We start from the raw sequence: 17,174 nt of genomic DNA on the forward strand, positions 1-17,174 counted from the left end.
AAGTGATGAGGAGAGGTTGATGCTGTTTTATGATTCGGCGATGCCCGCCCCCAATCCCCGCCGCGTCCGCATCTTTGCCGCCGAAAAGGGGATCGACCTGCCGACGCGGGATGTCTCGATCCTGAAGGGCGAGCACAAGAGCGAAGAGTTCAAGGGCGTAAACCCGCTCGGCCAGACCCCCGCGCTCAAGCTGGATGACGGGACCTGCCTGTCCGAAAGCGTCGCGATCTGTCGCTATCTTGAGGCGCTGCACCCCGAACCCCCCTTGTTCGGGACTACCCCGACCGAAATCGCGCAGATCGAGATGTGGAGCCGCCGCGTCGAACTGCGGCTGATGGTCCCCACCGGCATGATCTGGGTCCACACCCACCCCTTCACCGCGCGGGTCGTGCCCCACCAGTATAAGGGCTTCGGCGAAAGCAACCGCACGCTCGTCGCCCGCGCGCACGCGCTGTTCGACGACGCGCTCGGCGAAACCCCGTTCGTCGCGGGCGAACGCTACACCATGGCCGACATTCTCCTGCTCACCACCATCGATTTCGGCACGTTCATCGGCCTGACGATCGCCGAGGAACATGCCCGCCTCAACGACTGGCACCGCCGCGTCACCGCCCGGGAAAGCGCAAAAGCATGAGCATGGAGGGGATGGCCGCCATCGTCACCGGCGGCGGCACCGGGATCGGCGCGGCGGTGGTGCGGCGGCTGGCGGAGCGCGGCGTGCGCTGCGTCATCAACTACGCCACCAGCCGCGACGCGGCGGAGGCGCTGGCGGCGGAAGTCGGAAACGGGTCGATCGCGGTTCAGGCCGACATTGCCGATGACGCTCAGTGTCGCGCGCTCGCCGCTGCCGCGCACGACGCGTTCGGCCGCATCGACCTGTTGGTCAACAACGCCGGCAAGACCAAATTCGCCAATCACGAAGACTTGGAAGCGCTGTCGGCGGACGATTTCCTCGACATCTACCGTCTCAACACCGTCGCCCCGTTCCAGATGATCCGCGCCTGCGCCCCCGCCATGCGCACCGGGCCAGCGAGCGCGGTGGTCAACATCGCCTCGGTCGCGGGCGTGTTCGGCAACGGCTCCTCGGTCGCCTATGCCGCGTCAAAGGGCGCGCTGGCGACCATGACCAAGAGCCTCGCCCGCGTCCTCGCCCCCGCGATCCGCGTCAACGCCGTCGCGCCGGGCTATGTCGGCACCGGCTGGTTCAGCGAGCGCATGGCCCCCGAAGCCTTCGACAAGTTCGAGGCGTTGATCGCCAGCCAGACGCCGATGGCGATGGCCGCCCATGCCGAGGATATCGCCGGCCCGATCGTCAATCTGCTCGACCCCGCCAGCCGCGTGATTACCGGCGAGGTGCTGCTACTGGACGCCGGCGCGCACCTGGATGTCGGACTATCGCGAAGGCCTGGGAAGAGCTGAGGCAGCAAATCTCCCCTCCCTTCCAGGGAGTGGAGAGGAGAACGCCGTGAACGAGGCCCTTTAACCGCGACCGACCAAGGCGCTTACCCCTTCGTCACCGCCGCAGTCTGTCCGAACAACACCTTCTTCTGTTCGTCGGTCATTGCCGGATTGCCCGGGCGCACCTCTTCGCCCTTGGCATAGGCCCGCACCGTCCCCGGCCGCGCGCCGACCGCCTCGAACCAGCGCTTCACATGCGCGAAATCATCCAGGTTCTGACCCTGCGCCTCATACGGGACGATCCACGGATAGATCGCCATGTCCGCGATCGAATACGCCTCGCCTCCGACAAACGGCTTGCCTGCCAGCTGCCGGTCGAGCACGCCGTACAGCCGGTTGGTCTCGTCGATATAGCGCTTCTGGGCGTACGGAATCTGCTCGGGCGCATAGCGGTTGAAATGGTGGTTCTGCCCCGCCATCGGCCCCAGCCCGCCCATCTGCCACATCAGCCATTGCATCTGGACGATCTTGTCGCGCTGTTCGGGACCGAAAAAGCGGCCGATCTTGTTGGCGAGATAGAGCAGGATCGCCCCGCTCTCGAACACGCTGATCGGCTCGCCGCCATCTGCGGGTTCGTGATCGACGATCGCGGGCATCCGGTTGTTGGGCGCGATCTTCAGGAAATCGGGCTTGAACTGCTCGCCCTGGCCCATGTTAACCGGATGGATGGTGTAGGGGAGGCCAGCCTCCTCCAGAAACAGCGTGATCTTGTGGCCATTCGGCGTCGGCCAATAGTGCAGGTCGATCATGATCGGCATCTCCGTCAGGTTGGCGCCACAAATGGGGTGCGCCCGCTGACGCGCAACCGGGGAGCGATCGCACCGGATGCGCCGGGGCACGCCACCACATGACGCGCTTGACGTGATGCGATGCATACCGCAAGTTCGAAATCGACCGCGCGAGACGGTCGAGGAGGATGAGGATGGCGACAACGCTCCATGAAGCCGGGTCGGTGACCGGCACGTCTGCAGCAGGAGCGACGGGCGTTCCGCCGATCACGCTGCGTACCCGGGTCAGCTATGGGTCGGGCGCGATCGCCAACGGCATCAAGAACGCTGCCTTCACCACCTATCTGCTGTTCTTCTACAGCCAGATCATCGGCGTGCCTGCGGGTATCGTTTCCGCCGCGGTCGCGCTGACCCTGCTGGTCGATGCGGTCGCCGATCCGCTGATCGGCCGCTGGTCGGACATGACGCGCAGCCGCTGGGGACGGCGTCACCCGTTCATCTATGGCGCGGCGTTCCCCACCGCCTTTTTCTTCCTGCTCGCCTGGTTCCCGCCGCAGGGGATGAGCGATTTCCAGATGGGCATATGGATCTTCGCTACCGCCTCGCTCACCCGCGTGTCGATCAGCGCGTTCGAGATCAACACTTCGGCGATGACGCCGGAACTGACCCAGGATTATCGCGAACGCACCCGGCTGTTCTCGCTGCGCTGGTGGTTCGGCTATGCGGGCACCTATCTGTTTACCGCGATCTGTCTCACCACCTTCTTCGCCGCGACTCCCGAATATCCGCGCGGCCAGCTCAATCCGGCGGGCTATCCGGGCTTTGCCATGGCGGGCGGAGTGACGATTCTTGCCGCGATCCTGATCTGTGGGATCGGCACCCATAACCGCATCCCCTATCTCCGCCAGGCGCCCGTCCGGGCCGAGCCGCTCAAGCTGATGGGGCATCTGCGCGAGATGGGATCGGCGCTGCGCAACCGCGCATTCCTCTCGATCTTCGGCTTTGGCGTGCTCAAATATTCGGCGATCGGACTGTACAGCGCGACGACGCTGTTTTTCCTCACCTATCTCTACGAATTGGGCGCAACGCAGGTCGCGATCCTGACCATCGACAGCTTCGTCGCCGCGACCATCGCCGCGCCGCTCGCGCCGGTCATGTCCGCATGGCTCGGCAAGCGGACCAGCTCGATGCTCTTTGCGGTGGTGGGCGTGTCGATCGGCCTGACCCCGTTGTTCCTTGCCTATAATGGCTGGTTCTTCGCCCCGGGCGATCCGTGGCTGGTGCCGACATTGTTCGCGATCGGCGCGCTCTATGGCGCAATGGTCGCGATCTCGCTCATCAACACCAGTTCGATGCTGGCCGACGTGGTCGAGGACAGCGCGCTCAAGACCGGGCGGCACGAGGCGGGGATCTTCTTCTCGGCCGCCAGCTTCATGCAGCAATGTTCGACCGCGATCGGCATCTTCCTTGCCGGGCGGTTGCTGGTCTGGTCCGATTTCCCCGCCAAACCTGCGCCCGGGACGGTGAGCGACGAGGCGATCCGCAGCCTCGTCATCCATTACATCCCATGTTCGATCGGGCTGTGGACGCTCGGCGCGCTGATCCTGCTCTTTTACCCGATTACCAAGGCGAAGCACGAAGCCAATGTCGCGGCGCTGCAGGCGCGCGAAGCGGAGGCCCGGGCGGTCGAGATGGACAATTCGGCGCTGCTCGGCCCGGCGCGCTGAACAGGGATTGACGCGACTCGGTCCATACCGCACATTCAAAATATGATAGCGCCGCTGGCGCTGGTTGAGGAGTATTTTTGATGGCAACGCTGGCCGAGCCCGAAACCGGGGCAGACTCGCTCGAGGCGTTCCGGGCGGAAGTGCGCGAGTGGCTCGCGGCGAACTTCCCGGCTTCGCTCAAGGGCAAGGACAATTCGATGTCCGCGGTAGAGGGGCCGACGCAGGAGGCCCCCGAACAGGCCGCCTGGCGCAAGGCGATGGGCGAGAAGGGGTGGGGCGTCCCGACCTGGCCCGCCGAATATGGCGGCGGTGGCCTTTCCCGCGCACAGGCAAAGGTCCTTCAGGAGGAAATGGCCCGCGCGGGTGCGTGGAACCCCATCGGCGGGATGGGCGTGATGATGTTCGGCCCGACGCTGCTGGAATATGGCAATGAGGCGCAGAAGCGCGAGCATATCCCCGCGATTGCCAAGGGCGAAGTGCGCTGGTGCCAGGGCTATAGCGAGCCGAACGCAGGTTCCGACCTCGCCAACCTCCAGACCTTTGCCGAGGACAAGGGCGACCATTATCTGGTCAACGGGCAGAAGACCTGGACCAGCGGCGGGCAATGGGCGCACAAATGCTTCGCGATCGTCCGCACCGACAAGACGCAGAAACAGGGCGGCATCACCTTCCTGTTGATCGACATGGATTCGCCCGGGGTCGAGGTGAAGCCGATCCAGATGATCAGCGGCATGTCGCCCTTTTGCGAAACCTTCTTCACCAATGTGAAGGTGCCCAAGGAAAACCGCGTCGGCGAGGAAGGGCAGGGCTGGACGATCGGCAAGCGCCTGCTCCAGCATGAGCGCACCAATTTGTCGGGTGGCGGTTCCGCCTTCCGCGTGTCCGGGCCATCTTTGGCCGACATCGCCAAGAAATATGTCGGCGCGGACGATCAGGGCCGCGTCGCCGACCCCGATCTGCGCGCGCGGATCGCCAAGTTCGAGATGGACTGGCGCGCCTTCCTGCTCACCGCGATGCGCGTGCAGGCGGAGAGCAAGGCGGTGGGCGGCGTGTCCGAAGTCTCGTCGATCCTCAAGACCGTCGGCACCAAGCTGGGGCAGGAGCGCGCCGAGCTGATGATCGAGATCCAGGGGCTTCAGGGTCTGGGCTGGGAGGGTGAAGGCTTCACCCCGCAGGAGATTCAGGGCGTGCGCGCGTGGCTCTTCGGCAAGGCGACGACCATTTATGGCGGGTCGACCGAAATCCAGAACAATGTGATCGCCAAGCGCATCCTGGGGATGCTGGATCATCAGTAACATAGCCCTCTCCCCTTCAGGGGAGAGGGTTGGGAGAGGGGCAGTCCGTAACCACAAATGCAAGGGCCGGCGATGAGAGACTGCCCCTCTCCCCGGCCCTCTCCCCTGAAGGGGAGAGGGAGTTTGAGATGGCCGTTCTGACCGAAGAACAGACGATGCTGCGCGACATGGCGCGCGACTGGGCGAGCAACGAGAGCCCGGTCACCGCGTGGCGCAAGATCCGCGATGCCAATACCGCGACGGGTTACGACCCCGCCGCCTATGCGACGATGGCCGAAATGGGCTGGACCGGGGTGATCATCCCCGAGGCGCACGGTGGCAGCGATTTCGGCTGGCTGAGCCTGGGGCTGGTGATCGAGGAACTGGGCAAGACCATGGCCGCCAGCCCGATCGCGGCATCCGCAGTCGCGGCGTCGGCGATCCTGCTGGGCGGGAACGACGCGCAAAAGGACGCCTATCTGCCCCGCATCGCGAGTGGCGAACTGGTCGCGACGCTCGCCGTTGACGAAGGGCCGCGCCATGATCCTTCGGTGATCACGGCCAAGGTTGAGGACGGAAAGCTGAGCGGTACGAAGGCATTCGTTGCCGAGGGCGACAGCGCAGGACTGTTCGTGGTGGCCGCGACCGATGGCCTCTATCTTGTCGCGGCGGGGGAGGGCGTGTCTGTGGATCGCCGCCATCTCGTCGATTTCCGCAGCCATGCGCAGATGACGTTCGACGGCGCGCCTGCCGACAAGCTCGCTTCCGGAGGTGCCGATCTGCTGGAGGCGGTGCTCGATCGCGCTGCGGTGCTCGCCGCGGCCGAGATGCTCGGCATGGCCGGGCAGGCGTTCGACACCACGCTGGCCTATCTCAAACAGCGGGTGCAGTTTGGACAGGTACTCGCGACCTTTCAGGCGCTGCAGCATCGCATGGCCAATTTGTTCAGCGACATCGAACTCATGCGTTCCGCCGTCGAGGCGGGGTTGTCCGCAATCGATCGCGGGGGGGACACCCGCCAGGCGGCCTCGCTCGCCAAGGCCAAGGCGAACGAGGTAGGTCATCTGATGAGCCGGGAGCTGATCCAGCTGCATGGCGGCATCGGCATGACCGACGAATATGATGCTGGCTTTTACCTCAAGCGGATGCGGGTGCTGGAACAACTCTGGGGCAATACCGCCTTTCACCGCGAACGGTTCGCGCGGCTGAGCGGGTTTTAGGGTCGTTCCCCATTCCTCCCCTGAGCTTGCTCAGGGGAGGGGGACCGCTCGCGAAGCGAGTGGTGGAGGGGCGGCCGCGTAGACGGCCGGGGCAGTTCGGCAAAATTCAGCATCTCGACAAAAATCCGCCGTCTGCGCGGCGGCCCCTCCGTCATCGCTGCGCGATGCCACCTCCCCTGCGGGGCAGGGGAGGAATGCGCGGCAGAGTCTGATCGGAAGCCATGTCCTACTTCCCCCTTGCGGGGAAGGATTATTGGTACTGATCGAGCCTTTCTCGCATCTGCGGCAGATAATCGCACAGTTTAGAATAATGGTTTAGCATACCCGCTAACGATTGCCTCGCCTTCAAACCAGGCGTGACTTCCATGTTACAGCTACGGATAGGTGGCGTTTCGCAACGGTTTTGTCCTCTTGACCCAAGCTATGAGAATCGATCTATTCGAGTTTACGGTATGGAACCGCAGAGCGTTTCGGCCGAACGGGAGTGGGATCTATGAAGAAGCAGCTTTTGGTGGCGTGCGGTGTCTCCGCGCTGGCGATCGGGGGGCTTTCGCCAGCCTTTGCGCAGGACTCCGAAGAAACCGAAATCGTCATCACCGGATCGTTGATCGCCGGTACGCCCGAGGATGCGGCGCTGCCGGTCGATGTGATCGGCGCCGAGGAACTGGCCAAGCAGGGCAACCCTTCAACGCTCGATCTGGTCAAGGCGCTGCCAAGTTCGAGCGCGTCGCTGGGCGATGCCAACCAGTTCGACAGCCGCTCGCAGGGCGCAGAGGGTATCGCCACGGTGAATTTGCGCGGCCTCAGCCCGCAGCGCACGCTGGTGCTGCTCAACTCGAAGCGGCTCGCGACCTCGGGCAACGGCGTGCCGGCGGTCGATATCAACCTGTTGCCCCAGGCCGCGATCGGCCGCGTCGAAGTGCTCAAGGATGGCGCGGCGGCGACCTATGGGTCGGAGGCGATTGCGGGCGTGGTGAACTTCATCACCCGCACCAACCAGCGCGGGTTCAACGTCGCCGGCAGCTGGCGCTTCATCGACGGGTCGGACGGCGATGTCGACGCGTCGATCAGCTATGGCCATGTCGGTGACAATTTCCGCGTGCTGTTCGCGGCGGGCTTCCAGAAACGCGGCCAGCTGATGGCCAAGGAACGCGACTGGGCGATCCGTCCCTATGAAGAAAACCCCCAGGGCGGGTGGACCGGTGGCGGCAACCCCGCAAACTTCCTGTTCCTGGGCGCGACCGGATCGCCGGTGTCGGGGATCGTCGCCGACACCGCCTGCGCGCCGCTCGGCGGCTATGTCGGCGCCGATGCGCGCTGCTACAACCAATATTCGGTCTATGACAATCTGGTCGAGCTTGAAAAGCGCGGCCAGGCATTTGTCGATTTCGAATGGGACGTTGCGCCATCGACGACGTTCCAGGTCACCGCCCTTTATGGCCGGACGACCGTCCCGCATTACCTGACGTCGCCCTCCTATCTGCTGACCCAGCCGCCATCGTCGGTGGCGATAGCGGGCACGCCCTGGGCGCCGTTCGGGGCGCTGCTCAACGCCGGCTTTTTCGTGCCCAGCGCCAATCCGGGTCTCGCCGCCTATCGCGCGGCCAACCCAACTCCGGCGGGTGCGGGCGTGCTGTTCCCGACATTGTTGTTCCGCCCCTATCTGCTCGGCGGAAATCCTTCGACTTTGGGCGACGAATCCGAACCGGGTTCGGCGCGCGGTATGCGCAAGAGCGAGTCGACCCGCCTGACCGCCGAACTGCGTGGTGAGGTCGCCGATGGGCTGAACTACAACCTCAACCTGACCTATCACAATTACTACCGCTATATCGACGGCTACGACTCCTATGGCGATCGCGTCCAGCGGGCGCTGCTGGGCTTTGGCGGGCCGAACTGCACGGGATCGACGCCGGGCGCCAATGGCTGTCTGTGGTTCAACCCATTCGGCAATGCGGTGTCGGTGAACGCGGCTACGGGCGATACCAACCCGGTGGCGAACGGCCCGAGGAACACCGCCGAGCTGACCGATTGGTTTTTCGTCCGATCGAATACCAAGGTCGACACGAACCTGTTCGTTGCGGAAGGGTCGCTGAGCGGCGGCACCGGCATTTCGCTGCCCGGTGGGGAGGTGCAATTCGGTGTCGGCGCGCAATATCGCGATCAGTCCATCTCCGGCCGCTATGGTGCGAACAACAATCTGGCGCAGAATCCCTGCCGCGAATCGCCGCTGAACGGCAACACCGATCCGACGGCCTGTGCGGGCGGTCGCGCACCCGCCGGTGCGCTGGGCTTCCTCGGCACCAATCTCGACTATGATCTCCAGGGCGACGTCTGGGCGGTCTATGGTGAGTTGCAGCTGCCGGTGTTCGACACGCTCAACATCCAGGTGGCCGCACGGTTCGAGGATTATGGCGGCGCGACGGGATCCACCTTTGATCCGCAGATCCGCGCGCGCTGGCAGGTGACCGACTGGCTGGCGCTGCGCGGCGGCTTCGGAACGACGTTCCGCGCGCCGACGCTCAACCAGCTGGCACCGGGATCGATCACCGCGCTCCAGATCATCGATACGACCTTCCGCCCGATCGACGTGTTCGGCAACCCGAACCTGGTGCCGGAAAGTTCCAAAAACTATGGCGGCGGCATTTTGCTCAACGCCGGTGGCTTCAGCGCCAGCCTCGATTATTATCGCTACGATATCGAGGATGTGATCGTCAGCGATCCGCTGATCTCGATGGTCAACACCCTGTTCCCCAGCACCGGGGGCAATACCTGCGCCACGAATGCGGGCCTCGCGTCGCGCTTCACCTTCTCGACCGGCCCGTGCGACGCGACGACGACGCGTACTGCTATTTCGCGGGTCAAGACGTTCAACCAGAATGGCGCGTCGATCACCAATGAAGGCATCGATGCGGTGGTCGGCTATCGCTCGAACGATCTGTTCGGCAGCGATACGCGTTTCGGCATCGGCGGCAGCGTGACCTATACGTTGCAGAACCGGATCAGCGATATCTTCGTCGAAGGAACGCTGGTTCAGCCAGGCTATGACGGGGTCGGCCTGCTCAACTATCAGACCACGCTCTATCCGGTGCCGGAATGGAAGGGGCAGGCCTATCTGGAGCTGGGCACGGGTCCGGTCGATGCACGGCTGACCGCCACCTATATCGACGGGCTGTACGATCAGCGCGCCTATACGACCACGGCGGGCGTCTATGGCCCCAATCCGGCGCTGGGCGGCGCGCGGGTGACCGACGGGGCGAATATCGACAGCTTCACCACGGTGGATTTCACGATCCAGTTCGCGATTACCGAAAGCGTGACCCTGTCCGGCAGCGTTTACAATCTGTTCGACCAGGACCCGCCCTTCGCCCGCGAGGACTATAATTACGAGCCCTTTGTCGGGAACCCCTTGGGCCGCAGCTTCAAGGTGGGCGTTTCTGCCAAATTCTGAAGGCGGTCCTGACGGGGCCTCGCCGCGCGGGGAACGCGGCGAGGCCCCGCTTTTATGTGAACGGGCGCCCGCCCGCGTGATGGAGTGATGCGTATGGCGACGATCCCGGCCTCTTCCCCTGCCGATGCTCGCGCAATCGCCCGGCGCGGTCCGACGCTGTTCCTCCTCACCTGCGCCTATTTCTTCAGCTATATGGACCGGCAGATCCTCGCGATCCTTCAGGAGGACATCCGCGCGGAACTGTTGCTGTCGGATACCCAGCTGGGGCTGCTCGCGGGATTCGCCTTTGCGATCTTCTACGCAACGCTGGGCCTGCCGGTGGCGCGGCTCGCGGATCGGGGCAATCGCGTCAACATCATCGCGATCGCGCTGGCGCTGTGGAGCGCGATGACTGCGGTCTGCGGGCTGGCGCAGAATTTCGTCCAGCTGCTCCTCGCGCGCATCGGTGTCGGCATCGGCGAGGCGGGATCGAGCCCGCCCAGCCATTCGATCATCGCCGATCTCTACCCGCCCGAAAAGCGCGCGGGGGCGATGGGAATCTACTCGCTCGGTGTCGTGCTGGGCGCTGCGGGCGGGACGATGATCGGCGGCACGCTCGCCCATTTCTTCGGCTGGCGGGTCGCGATGTTCGCGGTCGGCGTTCCCGGCATTCTGCTCGCGATCATCATCAAGTTGTTCGTGGTCGAGCCGCGCCGCGGCCTCTCCGACCCCAGCCACGCCCCCGCCGCGCATGGCGCGATGCCCGGCTTTGCCGACGGATTCCGCTCGCTCTTTGCCAGCCGCGCAGCGGTGCATCTGGTGATGGGCGTCACCATCACCTCGCTGATCGGCTATGGCCATACCGCCTTTGGTCCCAGCTTCCTGATCCGCACCATCGGCCTCGACAAGCTTCAGATCGCGTCGATCGTGGCCCCCGTGGGTGCGGTGTGCGGTACGCTGTCGGCGGTGCTGGGCGGGTGGCTCGCGAACAGGGCGGCGGAGCGCTGGGGGCTGCACAGCCAGGCCTGGCTCGTGCTGGTGATGAAGGGGGTCGGGCTGCCGCTATCCTTCCTCTTTTTCGCTTCGTCGGATCCCTGGATCGCGATCCCGATCTACTGGCTCTCGCTGCTGCTCATCAATTCCTATCTCGGCCCCACTTTCGCGCTGATCCAGGGGCTCGCACCGCTGCGGATGCGCGCGCTCTGGGCGGCGGTGACGTTGCTGGTCATCAACCTGATCGGCCTTGGCCTTGGTCCGACGATGATCGGGGTGATCTCCGACGCGCTCAAGCCCGCTTATGGCGATGCCGAGGCGCTGCGTCTGGCGATGCTGACCTTCGCCGCGGCGACGCCATGGGCGCTGTTTCATTACTGGCGCGCGGGGGTGTGGCTGAAGCGGGGGGCGGCGGCCTAGGCTTGCCGGTCGCGCTTGGCGCACCGAATGGCCCGAGCTAGGACTGAGCCGTCAGCAACCGGCCGAGTGATCCCGATGCATCTAATGTCACGAGTCCTCGTTCCGACTCTGCTCTTCGTAACCCCCATGGCCGCCGCGCAGCAGGTGGCGCTGTCCGACTATGACCCGAAGATCGCCGCGCCTGCCTTTGCGGGAGAGGGGCCGGTCGTCGCGATCGATGGTGCGCATCAAAATTTCCATACGGTCGAAGGGCGTTATGCGCCGTTCGCGACGCTGGTGCGCGCCGATGGCTATCGCCCGCGCGCACTGACCGAAGCTGTCACGGCGACATCGCTCGCAGGCACGGCGATCCTCGTCATCGCCAATGCGCGCCAGCGCTACGCAACTGCGGAAATCGCTGCGATCCGGGGCTGGGTGGAGCAGGGCGGATCGTTGCTGCTGATCGCCGATCACGCGCCATTTGGAACCGCCACAACGCCGCTTGCCGCCGCGTTCGGTGTGGAGATGGGAAATGGCTATGTAGCGGTGCGTCAGGACGGCAAGGTCACGTCGCGGATCGCCTTTTCCGGTCGGCTGCTTGGCGCGCACCCGATCATCACTGGACCCGGGCCGGGCGGGCGCGTCCGGCGGGTCGAAACCTTTACCGGCCAGTCGCTTTCGGTGCCCGCAGGGGCGACAGCGCTGCTGACGTTGCCAGACGATGCGCTTGAGGTCGCGGGGCCACCCCAGGTCGATGCCCTGCGGCGCGGGGAAAGCGTGCCGGGACAGCGGGTGGGTGGGCGTGCCCAGGCCGTCGCACTGGAACTCGGCAAGGGGCGTGTCGTGATTGCGGGTGAGGCCGCGATGTTCACCGCGCAACAGATGCAGTCGGGCGCGAAGGTGGGACTCCAGGTCGCCGACGACCAGCGCTTCGTGCGTAACGTCATGGCCTGGCTGGCGCGCGCGACAATCTAGGCTCGGCTCAAAACTCCAGCACGCGATCGTCGAACAGGCCGAACACGATGGTGGAGGCGTAAAAGGCGATCGCCTTGTCGCGCGGCATCGTTCCTGCCCATTTGCGCATGTCGAACGCGGCGTTCTGCATCGCCATCATCGTCTGGCTGGCGACCAGCGGGTCGATCGGGCGGATCGACCCCTCGGCGATGCCGTCCGAAAGCATCCCGGCATAGCGGCGCGCGATGCGGTTCGACCGGTCGATCAGCGCATTGCGAACGCGCGGCGGCAGGCCGGTGAGCGCGGTGGTGCGCAGCAGCGGCCCGCGTTCGGAGAATTGCACCTCCAGCAAGGTCGCGACGATGCTGGTCAGCTTATGCCAGTGGTCGCCCGGCCCATCCTCGGCCAGCCGCTGGGCGTCGGCAATGATGTCGAAGCTGCGGCGATAGCATTCGATCACCAGCTCGTCCTTGGCGTCGAGATGGTGGTAGAAACTACCCTTGGTGACGTTGAGCTCGCTCGCGATCTTCTGAACCGATGCGCCGCGATAGCCGAGTTCGTTGATGAGGCGGGTGGCGGCGAGCAGGAACGCCTCGCGGCCCGGCTCCGCTTCTTCATGCGTCAGATCGAGCATCTGCGGCCGCCACGCCGCGCCATCGGCGGCGATCCCGTGCCGAAACACGTCCATCAACCGGCTTTCGACGCGCGGATATTCGTCAAGCTCGTACCGGACCAGCCAGGCGGGGAGCCAGAAGGTATTCTCGAGCAGCACATGCGCCCGCCCGCCGCGCAGGTCGGTCTGTGCGCGGCTCCCATCCGTGCCCCACAAGGCGCGGGTCTTGCGGAAGATCTGTTGCCAGCGCTGCATCAGCCGGGCACGCATCTCGCCCTCCATCGCGCGCAGGTCGGAGAGGATGGCGAATGCCTTTTCCTCGCCGCGATGGATGCGCGCGAGCCGCTCCATGTTGATCGACAGATAACGCGCGACACGCGTCTCGGGCGTGCCCTCCTGATGCGCCTCGTCGAGCATCGCGTCGAGTCGGTCGAGCGTGACCTCAAACGCAGCAGCAGCAAGGTCTTCCTTGCGCTTGAAATAATAGGTGACGCTGGTGGTGTTGAGTCCGACGCGCTGCGCGACATCGGCGAAGGTCATGCCCTTCGCGCTCTGTTCGTTGATCACGTCCGCTGCCGCCGCGAGGATCGCGTCGCGCTTCGCGCGGAACCGTTTCGTTTCCCCCCGTGCCTCTCCCGGCACCGCCTCTTCAAGCTCCATCGCCTCAGATTAGCAGCTTTGATTCGAAGAAACAGTCCTAAAGCGCCTGTGCGTCATCGGTCGGGAACCGTAACCGAAAAATGCGGCCGCCCCCACTTTACCGAATATCGGGTATGGCCTAATCCGAGTCGAAACCGGATTGAGAGGAGAGGCCGCATGGACTTCACGCTGACCGAGCGCGAAACCTATTTCCGCGACCGCGTGCGCGGGTTCATCGACCAGCATATCACGCCGCGCCAGGATGACTATCACCGCCAGGTGCGCGAGGGCGAGCGCTGGAAGGTGCTGCCGGTGATCGAGGAGCTGAAGCCGGTCGCACGCGCGCAGGGGCTGTGGAATTTCTTCATGCCGCCGCATTCGGGCCAGACCCATGTCGACGACAGCTTCGAATTTGAGGGGACGCAACTCACCAACCTTGAATATGCCCTGTGCGCCGAGGAAATGGGCCGCGCCGGATGGGCAAGCGAGGTATTCAACTGTTCCGCGCCCGACACCGGCAATATGGAGGTGCTGCATCGTTACGGCACGCGCGAACACAAGGATCGCTGGCTTAAACCCCTGATGGATGGCCAGATCCGGTCGGCCTTCCTGATGACCGAGCCGGACGTCGCCTCGTCCGACGCGACCAATATTCAGACGTCAATGGTCCGCGATGGTGATCATTATGTCATCAACGGTCGCAAATGGTGGTCCTCGGGTGTCGGCGATCCGCGCTGTGCCGTCGCGATCGTGATGGGCAAGACCAACCCCGATGCCTCCCGCCACGCGCAACAGAGCCAGATTCTGGTTCCGATGGATGCGCCGGGGGTCAAGATCGAACGGATGCTTTCGGTGTTTGGGTATGACCATGCCCCGCATGGCCATGGCGAGGTCGTGCTGGAGAATGTTCGGGTGCCGGTCGAGAATATCCTGCTGGGCGAAGGGCGCGGATTCGAGATCGCCCAGGGCCGCCTGGGGCCGGGGCGTATCCACCATTGCATGCGCTCGATCGGCGTCGCCGAGATGGCGCTGGAGCTGATGTGCAAGCGGCTGCTGAGCCGCATCGCCTTCGGCAAGCGCATCGCCGACCATTCGATCTGGGAACAGCGGGTGGCCGAAGCGCGCTCGAACCTCGAGATGATGCGCCTGCTGTGCCTGAAGGCTGCGGACATGATGGACAAGGCGGGCAACAAGTCGGCGCAGGGCGAGATCGCGATGATCAAGGCGATGGGGCCGCGCATGACGCTGCAGATCCTCGACGATGCGATCCAGGCGTTCGGCGGGGCCGGCGTGTCGGGCGATACGCCGCTGGCGAGCGCCTGGGCCTCGATGCGGACGCTGCGCTTTGCCGACGGGCCGGACGAGGTGCACAACCGCGCCATCGCGCGGTCGGAGTTCGGGAAATATGGCGAGTTCAAGGCCGACCGCCCGAGCAGCGGCGATATGGCGGTGACGCGGTAATCCTTAAAGCCCCTCCCCTTCAGGGGAGGGGTTGGGGGTGGGGCGTGTAAGTCTCACCGAGACCGGCGGCTGCGAGGATAGGCCCCACCCCAACCCCTCCCCTGAAGGGGAGGGGCTTAAAAGAGGGAGTTTCAGTGAAGGCAGCAGTGTTGTTCGAGGCGGGCAAGCCGCTCGAAATCCACGACATCCGCATCGACAGGCCCGGCCCGCGCGAGGTGCTGGTGCGGACCGCCGCGTGCGGCGTGTGCCGGTCGGACCTGCATTTCGTCGATGGCGCCTATCCGCACGCCATGCCGACTGTGCCGGGGCATGAGGCGGCGGGCGTGGTCGAGGCGGTGGGGAGCGAGGTCACGCGGCTCAAGCCCGGCGACCATGTCATCACTTTCTTCACCGTGTTCTGCGGCGCGTGCGAATTTTGCGTGTCGGGCCGTCCGTCGCTTTGTATAGACAATTCCACCCGTCGCCCCGCCGACGCGGCGCCCAAGCTGACCCTCGCCGACGGCACGCCGGTCAACCATTTCCTCAATCTGTCGGCATTCGCCGAACAGATGCTGATCCACGAACATGCCTGTGTCGCGATCAGCAAGGATATGCCGCTCGATCGTGCGGCGCTGCTCGGCTGTGCGGTGATGACCGGGGCGGGGTCGATCTTTCGCGACAGCAAGGTGACGCCGGGCGAGACGGTCGCGGTGATCGGCTGTGGCGGCATCGGGCTTGCCGCGATCAACGCCGCCAAGATTGCGGGCGCGGGCAAGATCATCGCGATCGATCCGGTGGCGGAGAAACGCGCGCTGGCGCGGAAAATGGGCGCGACGCATGATCTCGACGCCATGGCGCCCGATCTGGTCAAGCAGGTGCTCAAGCTCACCGATGGCGGCGTGAACTACGCGATCGAGGCGGTCGGGCGGCCGCAGACGGCGGAGACCGCGTGGCACGTGCTGCGCCGAGGGGGCACCGCGACGATCCTCGGCATGATCGCGCCGGGCCAGTCGGTCAGCATTCCCGGGCCGACCTTCCTGTCGGGCAAGAAGCTGCAGGGCTCGCTGGCCGGGTCGATGCAATTCCCGATCGATCTGCCGCGCCTGGTCCAGATGTATCTCGACGGGCTGCTCGACCTCGACACGATGGTCGCCGAGCGGATCAAGCTGGAGGACATCAACCATGCGTTCGACAATCTGCGCCAGGGGGACGCGGTCCGCTCCGTGATCGAGTTCGCATGAGCCCGCCGGCGGGACATCGCGGCGGGCAGCCGATGGAGCAGGTCGACGACCTTGACGTCGAGAGGCTCACCGCGTGGATGGAGGCCAATGTCGCGGGTTTCGAAGCCCCGCTGAGCTACGCCAAATTCCCCGGCGGGCAGAGCAATCCCACCTATCGCATCGACGCGGCGAGCGGCGCCTATGTCCTGCGCCGCAAGCCGTTCGGGCCGCTGCTGCCCTCGGCGCACGCGGTGGATCGCGAATATCGGTTGATCGCGGGGCTGCATCCCACCGGCTTCCCGGTCGCGCGTCCCTATGGGCTTTGCGAGGATGACGGGGTGGTCGGATCGGCCTTCTACATCATGGAGCTGGTCGAGGGGGCGACCTATTGGGACGGGGCGCTGCCCGACAAGACGCCGGAACAGCGCACCGCGATCTATTACGAGATTTGCGACCGATTGGCGCAGTTGCACGAGACGGATTACGTCGCGGCGGGGCTGGGGGATTACGGCAAGCCGGGCAGCTATTTCGAGCGGCAGGTGGGGCGCTGGACCAAGCAGTATCGGCTCGCCCAGACCGACGATCTGGAGGATGTCGAGAAGCTGATCGAATGGCTGCCGCGCACCTTGCCGCCGCAGACGCGGACGAGCATCGTCCATGGCGATTATCGCATCGACAATATGATCTTCGACGCCGAGCAGCCGCGCGTGAAGGCGGTGCTCGACTGGGAGCTGTCGACGCTGGGCGATCCGATGGCGGATTTTTCGTACCTGCTGATGAACTGGATGATCCCGGCCAATGGCGCGTCGGGCATCGGCGGCATTACTGGGGCGGAGACGGGCATTCCAACGGTGGAGGCGATGGTCGATCGCTACTGCGCCGCGACCGGGCGCGACGGTATTCCCGACCTCAATTGGTATTTCGCCTTCGGCCAGTTCCGGCTGATGAGCATCGTCCAGGGGATCAAGCGCCGCCTGCTCGACGGCAATGCCAGCAATGCACACGCCGAGGAGACTGCGGCGCGGGTGCCCGGGCTGGCGGCGAGTGCGTGGGACTTTGCGCGCAAGGCGGGGGCCTAATCA

The 17,174-nt window shown here is 65.0% G+C and carries 13 protein-coding genes; 11 read left to right on the forward strand and 2 right to left on the reverse strand.

Annotated features, from left to right (window positions below; genetic code table 11):
- Nucleotides 1–19 precede the first annotated feature (19 nt).
- Together FPZ54_RS18995 and FPZ54_RS19000 are read left to right on the forward strand one after the other, a co-directional pair.
- Nucleotides 20–634: a glutathione S-transferase family protein gene (locus tag FPZ54_RS18995; RefSeq protein WP_145849364.1), complete on the forward strand. Its 615-nt coding sequence runs from the start codon at nt 20–22 to the stop codon at nt 632–634.
- The gene (locus FPZ54_RS19000; RefSeq protein WP_145849365.1) at nt 631–1,419 is read left to right on the forward strand and encodes an SDR family NAD(P)-dependent oxidoreductase; all 789 of its coding nucleotides are present in this window, start codon (nt 631–633) and stop codon (nt 1,417–1,419) included. The genes FPZ54_RS18995 and FPZ54_RS19000 overlap by 4 nt, the downstream gene beginning before the upstream one ends.
- Nucleotides 1,420–1,502: 83 nt before the next feature.
- Here FPZ54_RS19000 and FPZ54_RS19005 read toward each other — a convergent pair whose 3' ends face one another.
- Complete coding sequence (locus FPZ54_RS19005; RefSeq protein WP_145849366.1) at nt 1,503–2,207, reverse strand: glutathione binding-like protein; 705 nt, start codon at nt 2,205–2,207, stop codon at nt 1,503–1,505.
- A 173-nt stretch (nt 2,208–2,380) separates the two neighbouring features.
- Here FPZ54_RS19005 and FPZ54_RS19010 point away from each other — a divergent pair, with 173 nt between their 5' ends.
- From FPZ54_RS19010 to FPZ54_RS19035, 6 genes are all read left to right on the forward strand, one after another.
- Nucleotides 2,381–3,913 carry an MFS transporter gene (locus tag FPZ54_RS19010; protein ID WP_145849367.1) on the forward strand — a complete coding sequence of 511 codons (1,533 nt, stop codon included), beginning with the start codon at nt 2,381–2,383 and terminating at the stop codon, nt 3,911–3,913.
- Nucleotides 3,914–3,993: 80 nt separating this feature from the next.
- Nucleotides 3,994–5,208 carry an acyl-CoA dehydrogenase family protein gene (locus FPZ54_RS19015; protein WP_145849368.1) on the forward strand — a complete coding sequence of 405 codons (1,215 nt, stop codon included), beginning with the start codon at nt 3,994–3,996 and terminating at the stop codon, nt 5,206–5,208.
- Between the two features lie 128 nt (nt 5,209–5,336).
- A complete protein-coding gene (locus FPZ54_RS19020) occupies nt 5,337–6,407 on the forward strand; it encodes an acyl-CoA dehydrogenase family protein (protein WP_145849369.1) in 1,071 nt (356 codons plus the stop codon).
- Between the two features lie 493 nt (nt 6,408–6,900).
- The gene (locus FPZ54_RS19025; RefSeq protein ID WP_145849370.1) at nt 6,901–9,855 is read left to right on the forward strand and encodes a TonB-dependent receptor domain-containing protein; all 2,955 of its coding nucleotides are present in this window, start codon (nt 6,901–6,903) and stop codon (nt 9,853–9,855) included.
- Nucleotides 9,856–9,948: 93 nt separating this feature from the next.
- Nucleotides 9,949–11,247, forward strand: coding sequence for a spinster family MFS transporter (locus FPZ54_RS19030; RefSeq protein WP_145849371.1), 1,299 nt, complete (start codon nt 9,949–9,951; stop codon nt 11,245–11,247).
- Between the two features lie 126 nt (nt 11,248–11,373).
- Nucleotides 11,374–12,201 (forward strand): DUF4350 domain-containing protein, encoded by an 828-nt coding sequence (locus FPZ54_RS19035; protein ID WP_145849372.1) that lies wholly within the window; start codon nt 11,374–11,376, stop codon nt 12,199–12,201.
- A 7-nt stretch (nt 12,202–12,208) separates the two neighbouring features.
- Here the strand turns inward: FPZ54_RS19035 and FPZ54_RS19040 are convergent, their stop codons facing one another.
- Nucleotides 12,209–13,453: a TetR/AcrR family transcriptional regulator gene (locus FPZ54_RS19040; protein ID WP_145849373.1), complete on the reverse strand. Its 1,245-nt coding sequence runs from the start codon at nt 13,451–13,453 to the stop codon at nt 12,209–12,211.
- A 156-nt stretch (nt 13,454–13,609) separates the two neighbouring features.
- On the opposite strand from FPZ54_RS19040, the gene FPZ54_RS19045 reads away from it, so the two are divergent.
- From FPZ54_RS19045 to FPZ54_RS19055, 3 genes are all read left to right on the forward strand, one after another.
- Nucleotides 13,610–14,893, forward strand: coding sequence for an acyl-CoA dehydrogenase family protein (locus FPZ54_RS19045; protein ID WP_145849374.1), 1,284 nt, complete (start codon nt 13,610–13,612; stop codon nt 14,891–14,893).
- A gap of 134 nt (nt 14,894–15,027) precedes the next feature.
- Entirely contained in the window at nt 15,028–16,113 is a 1,086-nt protein-coding gene (locus FPZ54_RS19050; RefSeq protein WP_145849375.1) for a Zn-dependent alcohol dehydrogenase, read from the forward strand.
- The gene (locus FPZ54_RS19055; protein ID WP_422396549.1) at nt 16,110–17,171 is read left to right on the forward strand and encodes a phosphotransferase family protein; all 1,062 of its coding nucleotides are present in this window, start codon (nt 16,110–16,112) and stop codon (nt 17,169–17,171) included. Before FPZ54_RS19050 ends, FPZ54_RS19055 begins: the two co-directional genes overlap by 4 nt.
- The last annotated feature ends 3 nt before the right edge of the window (nt 17,172–17,174 follow it).

Origin of the sequence: Sphingomonas suaedae (assembly GCF_007833215.1) — a bacterium.
GTDB classification, from domain to species: Bacteria; Pseudomonadota; Alphaproteobacteria; order Sphingomonadales; family Sphingomonadaceae; genus Sphingomonas; species Sphingomonas suaedae.